Source organism: Endozoicomonas sp. SESOKO3, assembly GCF_024606255.1.
Genome location: NZ_JAHHPR010000547.1, coordinates 1 through 5,832 on the forward strand (window position 1 = coordinate 1; position 5,832 = coordinate 5,832).

A 5,832-nucleotide genomic window follows, 5' to 3' on the forward strand; every position below is an offset into this window, starting at 1 on the left:
GATTGAGACTGGCGTTCTGCTCCTGCTCTAATTATCCAGCGGGCTACGACCAAGGTTATTGTTTGTTCCAAAGCCACCGGGACCGTACTCATAGATGTAGTCTCCAAGATGGAGTACGGCATCCAACTCGGATCTTCGGGCAATCTCCCGGTAGACGTTAAAGTAGCCCGCCGGATAATTAGAGCAGGAGCAGAACGCCAGTCTCAATCTGTTCAGGTGTCCTTCCGGTAAAGTCCTTGTTCTGGCCACCGGTGAAGGTTTTCCATTAGAAAAGAATCGGTAGTAATAGACAGTGCCTGATACCAGGCTCTCGGCATCAACTTTAACGGTGTAGTCAACATGAGGGCCGGTAACGCCCTCGCCGGACCGGACTATCTGGTTCATCTGCGGGTCAAGGGCCATTTCCCAGGAATAGGGAATAATGGCCTGTTGAAAACCAGGGTCGGCATCGGGAGTGATCCGGGTCCAGAGGATTACCCGATCGGTCAGGGGGTCGCCACTGGCTACACCGTGCTGAAAGGGTTGGTGGCTGCTCGCAAAGGTTTTGAGCAGCGGCAGTGTAGCAATCCCCAGGGCAGCTCCCTGAAAGAAACGTCTTCTTGTTATAGCCATATTCAATCCATGACAGGTGTTTTTTAAAATTGTCAGGGCAGAATAGAGAAGCAATGTGTCAGTATGAAGAAGGTTTGTTGACAAAACTTAAGAAAGAGCAAAAATCAAAGTTTCAGGAAAATAAATGGGTTGTAAATCAAAGCGATTGATCTTTTGTCGAACTTCAGTTGTGAATGATTCATGTTAACTGTTCAGGCTTCGGCTTAAAGGGATGACTAAGCAGGACTGGTATAAAAAAATGAAACTCACAGCGATCTGCATTGGAAAAACAAAGCGCCATAACATACGCGGTCACGGTGTTACAACGGCTTACCTGAAATTTGAGGTGCATGGCCCGGTAAGGGTTCATGCAAGTGGTATTGAGGGTAATGAGGTAGCTGTCCATAACGACCATATCTATGTTGTTTCAACGACTACTTATGCGTACTGGAAAGAACGTCTTGGCGGCAACGATGAAGATTGGCCAATGGGTCGGTTTGCAGAAAATCTCGTTATAGACGGGCTGGATGAGGTCGCTCTGGCAGTGGGAGATGTTTTGCGCATAGGCGATGAAGTAGTGCTATCCGTTTCCGGGCCTCGTATTCCATGCTTCAAAGTGTGCTGGCGGTTGGGGCAGCCGGATAGCTTTATTCCGGAGTTTGCAATCTCAGGTCATAGTGGCATTTACCTGAATGTAGTTAAAACAGGTACCATCGTCGCCGGGGATCAAGTACAGGTCGAAGCCAAATCAGAGCCACGTACTCTGGCGCTGAACATCTCTAAAGCACTTTTTGCGGGCACAGCCAGCTTGGATCAGATGCAGGCGATGTCAGAGCTTGAAGGCCTGAGTCCGATGTCTTCTTTCTTCTTAACATCAAAAATCGCAGCGGAGCGAGATCGGGCGCAGTTATCAAAAGGTCGCTGGTCAGGCTCTCGCGCACTGAGGGTTAAAGACATCCGTCAGGAGACGCCAGACACAAAATCAGTCTGGCTTGAAGCACCAGATGGAGAGGCACCCTTGGCAGGAGCACTGGCTGGCCAGTTCCTGACGGTGAAAGTACCGCTGGCTGAAGAAGAAATCACCCGAGTCTGGAGTCTTAGCGACTTTCAGGATGACCCTGACCACTACCGTATGACCATTAAGCGCTCTCCCGGCGGGCCCGGTAGTGCATATATGCATGGGACACTGGCGGTGGGAGACAACCTTCGCGTATCTTCCCCCATGGGTCAGTTTACCCTTGCACGCGGCAATCCAAAACCCGTGGTTTTGTTTGCTGGCGGGATTGGGTTGACCCCTCTTTTAGCCATGCTAAAAGCACACACGTCGGTAAAAAACTACCCACCTGTATATTTCTTTCACGCGGTTCAGGATGGCATTCATCAGGCGCACCGGGATGAATTGGATCAGCTAGGAGCACTCCCCAATGTCGAAGTTATTCATATTTTTTCCCGACCGACCAAAAATGACATTTCGTCCGGTCGTTTCGATTATCAGGGCCATCTTACGAAGGATATAATTGCTGAGAAGCTGGACGGGCTTTACATTATGGACGGTGATAAACGGATAGATATGCCACCCTATGAGTTGCTGTTCTTTCTCTGTGGACCACAGACTTTTCAAACTCATGTTCGTGAAGCGCTGCTGGCACTTAAAGCCAACGCCCATCAGATCTACACCGAAAGCTTTGGAACGGAACCGGGAGCACCGCCTCCGCCCGTAGTGGAAACCGCTGAGGTCACTTTCTTACCCGATGGGGTTGTTGCGAAATGGGATGCAGGTCCCAATCTTTCACTGCTGGAACTGGCTGAAGAATACGGCCTGACACCCCCTAACGCTTGCCGTATGGGTGTATGTCATTCATGCGCCTCCCGGCTGGTAGCAGGGGATACTTTCTACGATCGTGAGATCTCCATTGCACCCCCTGAAGGTGAGTTCCTGCTTTGCTGTGCACGACCCAAGACTGAGAAAGTCACAATTATCCTGGCAGGTGACACAAGCAAAAGTGTTGAACCAGGTAAAGGCTGATGGTATCCGGTCGGGACATTTTGGTGGTTTGTATTCAGCTTTAGAATTCTTGATGGTTTATATATTCTCCCGATTGATAGTCAACGGAGTATATCCTGAATTCATCTGAAGGGGCGGTGAAGGCAGCTTCCGGACAATAGGAGAAGCCTATCAGGGCACCATCCCGGTCAAATATTGCAACAGTGTTATCGAAGTACCAGACCTTCAGACTTTCGGGCAGTTGTTTGGGAGGGGCTGTATAGGCTGCTGTGCTAAGATTCAGAGGTCTTACCCGGTACATTTGCCATTTCCACTGAGCATCGTTCCAATCTCCGTTCATAGCAAGACACTTCCAGAGAGGCGTTGCCTTGATTGGGGTTGCTCGCCTGGAAACTTTGGCAATGTTTGTATTTTCCGGGCGCTGTTCCAAAGTGATGGTTACTATCTGGTTCTCTCTAATGGGTTCCTGTTTGTTTCTTTCTGATTGCCAGTAAGGTTGAGTGAAATATTCCCAGTAACTGAGGTCTTCCGGGCTGATGAAGATAGAGTAGTTGCCAAACCCACCGTTTTTTGCGCAGAGGGCTGTAGTCGTGATTTCTTTCTCTCCTGTCACAACGCCAAGACAAAAGCCTGTCGAAGACAGATCGTTGAAAATGACAACGAGACTGTCTTCCGGGTTGGCAGACGCTGCCATTGCCTCAAGAGAAAGGGTGATGATAAAGGCAAATATCAAAAAAAGTGTTGCAGATAACGGATCAGATGGGGTTGGTCGATGCTGTTGAGCGGGCGGGTTCCATAATTTTTTCATAGTATTGAAGGTTATCTCGGATCAAATCAAAACCCTTCAATCTAGCAGGCACCAAGATATTAGCCACTTCGGGAGGGCTGGGAAAGCCAAGTCTTGAAAAGATCGATTCTGCCGCAATATACATGACAGAAGCCGCCCTGTCGGCAATTAATAAAGCGCGGGAGAACTAGCTATGCGAGCAGACAGACTCACCAGTAAGCTGCAATCCGCATTGTCAGATGCTCAGTCACTGGCTCTGGGTAAAGATCACAATCAGATAGAACCTGTCCACCTGTTATTGGCGCTGCTGAATCAGCCGGGTGGTTCCATCAAGCCTCTTTTGAGTCAGGTGGGTTTTAATTTGCAGCAGCTGGTTGATGAGCTCGAGAAGCTAATGGATCAGGTACCAGTCATCAATAATCCAACCGGCGATATTCAACCGTCCCAGGAAACCATCCGTTTGCTTAACCTGGCCGATAAGCAGGCCCAGAAAAGCGGGGATCAGTTTATTTCCAGTGAAACCGTTCTTCTGGTGATGATGGAGGGGCACTCGTCCGTTTCCAGTGTGCTGAAAGGGCAAGGGGTAAGCCAGCAGGCTCTGGAAAATGCCATCAACAATCTCAGGGGAGGCGAAGCGGTCAATGATCCCAATGCGGAAGATAATCGCAATGCTCTGGCGACTTACACCATTGATCTTACTGAGCGGGCTGAAGCAGGCAAACTGGACCCTGTCATTGGACGGGACGACGAAATAAGACGCATTGTTCAGGTGTTGCAACGGCGTACCAAAAATAATCCGGTGATTATTGGTGAGCCCGGTATCGGCAAAACCGCCATTGTTGAAGGACTGGCTCAAAGAATTATTAATGGCGAAGTGCCTGACGGTATCAAGGGTAAAAGGCTTTTGTCGCTTGATATGGGCTCGTTGATTGCCGGGGCCAAATTCAGGGGCGAATTTGAGGAGCGTTTAAAGTCGGTACTTAATGAGCTGTCCAAACAGGAGGGACAGATCATCCTGTTCATTGATGAACTCCATACCATGGTAGGAGCCGGTAAAGCAGAAGGTGCTATGGACGCTGGTAATATGCTCAAGCCTGCTCTGGCCCGGGGAGAGCTACATTGTGTTGGTGCGACGACACTGGATGAATACCGGCAATATATTGAAAAAGATGCAGCGCTGGAGCGTCGTTTCCAGAAAGTACTGGTGGATGAGCCTACAGAAGAAGACACTATTGCTATTCTACGTGGTCTGAAAGAGCGTTATGAAGCTCATCATGGTGTTGACATTACCGACCCGGCCATTGTCGCTGCGGTAAAACTGTCCCAGCGCTATATTACTGACAGACAACTGCCTGATAAGGCCATTGATCTGATTGATGAGTCAGCCAGTCGTATCCGCATGGAGATGGATTCCAAGCCAGAAGAAATGGATCGTTTGGAACGTCGCTTGATTCAGTTGAAAATCGAACAGGAAGCGCTCAAAAAAGAAGACGATAAGGCATCCAGAGAGAGGCTTGCTCTGCTCGACAAAGAAGTGAGCCGTCTTGAAAGAGATTACTCAGACCTTGAAGACATCTGGAAGGCCGAAAAAGTCGTTCTGCAGGGATCTCAGAAGTTACGGGAAGAGCGTGAGCAACTGCTGATCGCTCTGGAGGTGGCGCAGCGTTCCGGTGACCTCGCCAAAATGTCAGAAATTCAGTATGGCCAGCTGCCTGAGCTGGAAAAGAAGCTGGCAGAAGCAGACGCTGCTGAGTCAGGTGGAGAAACCAAGCTGCTCCGCAATCGGGTCACGGATGAAGAGATTGCTGAAGTCGTATCCCGCTGGACCGGGATTCCTGTTGCCAAAATGCTCGAAGGTGAGCGTGAAAAACTCTTGAAGATGGAAGACGCACTTCATGGTCGTGTCATTGGTCAAGACGAAGCAGTAGTCGCTGTTTCTAACGCTGTTCGCCGTTCCAGAGCGGGTCTGGCCGATCCCAATAGACCTAATGGCTCCTTCATGTTTCTTGGGCCAACCGGTGTCGGTAAGACAGAGTTGTGCAAGGCGTTGGCGGAATTTCTGTTTGATACAGAAGACGCTATTGTTCGCATCGACATGTCCGAATTTATGGAAAAACACTCTGTTGCCCGTCTGCTGGGAGCACCTCCTGGCTATGTGGGTTATGAAGAGGGAGGGTATCTGCTTTTCAGTTAACGGATGGAAGACCACCAGCTCATCAACACGGTTGATAAATTCAGGTCTGAAGTGAGCTCCCACTACATCCATAAGCGTTGATTTTAGTGCTTCAAAATCTTCACCCTGCATGGTCTGAATGACATCAGAGCCGAGGTTGGAAGTCATAACAATAACAGTATTTTTAAAGTCTACCGTTCTTCCCTGACCGTCGGTTAAACGACCATCTTCCAATACTTGCAAGAGAATATTGAAAACATCAGGGTGAGCCTTTTC

General features: G+C 49.2%; 4 protein-coding genes and 1 pseudogene. 2 read left to right on the top strand and 3 right to left on the bottom strand.

The features are described from left to right. Window positions 1-27: 27 nt before the first annotated feature. Window positions 28-612 carry an alkaline phosphatase gene (locus KDK18_RS09490; RefSeq protein WP_257254663.1) on the bottom strand — a complete coding sequence of 195 codons (585 nt, stop codon included), beginning with the start codon at window positions 610-612 and terminating at the stop codon, window positions 28-30. 238 nt (window positions 613-850) lie between these two features. On the opposite strand from KDK18_RS09490, the gene KDK18_RS09495 reads away from it, so the two are divergent. Further along, window positions 851-2,617, top strand: a complete 1,767-nt coding sequence (locus tag KDK18_RS09495) for an MOSC domain-containing protein (RefSeq protein WP_257254664.1) — start codon at window positions 851-853, stop codon at window positions 2,615-2,617. Window positions 2,618-2,657: 40 nt separating this feature from the next. On the opposite strand, the gene KDK18_RS09500 is transcribed toward KDK18_RS09495, so the two are convergent. After that, a complete protein-coding gene (locus KDK18_RS09500) occupies window positions 2,658-3,404 on the bottom strand; it encodes a hypothetical protein (protein ID WP_257254665.1) in 747 nt (248 codons plus the stop codon). A 172-nt stretch (window positions 3,405-3,576) separates the two neighbouring features. On the opposite strand from KDK18_RS09500, the gene KDK18_RS09505 reads away from it, so the two are divergent. Then, window positions 3,577-5,577 (top strand): Clp protease N-terminal domain-containing protein, encoded by a 2,001-nt coding sequence (locus KDK18_RS09505; protein ID WP_306670911.1) that lies wholly within the window; start codon window positions 3,577-3,579, stop codon window positions 5,575-5,577. A gap of 30 nt (window positions 5,578-5,607) precedes the next feature. Here the strand turns inward: KDK18_RS09505 and KDK18_RS14735 are convergent. Further along, window positions 5,608-5,832 (bottom strand): annotated as a pseudogene (locus tag KDK18_RS14735) (AAA family ATPase); the annotation flags it as partial.

Bases quoted from the DNA above. Each gene is read 5' to 3' on its own strand.
- KDK18_RS09490 (WP_257254663.1), bottom strand. From the start codon at position 612: ATGGCTATAACAAGAAGACGTTTCTTTCAGGGAGCTGCCCTGGGGATT.
- KDK18_RS09495 (WP_257254664.1), top strand. From the start codon at position 851: ATGAAACTCACAGCGATCTGCATTGGAAAAACAAAGCGCCATAACATA.
- KDK18_RS09505 (WP_306670911.1), top strand. From the start codon at position 3,577: ATGCGAGCAGACAGACTCACCAGTAAGCTGCAATCCGCATTGTCAGAT.
- KDK18_RS09500 (WP_257254665.1), bottom strand. From the start codon at position 3,404: ATGAAAAAATTATGGAACCCGCCCGCTCAACAGCATCGACCAACCCCA.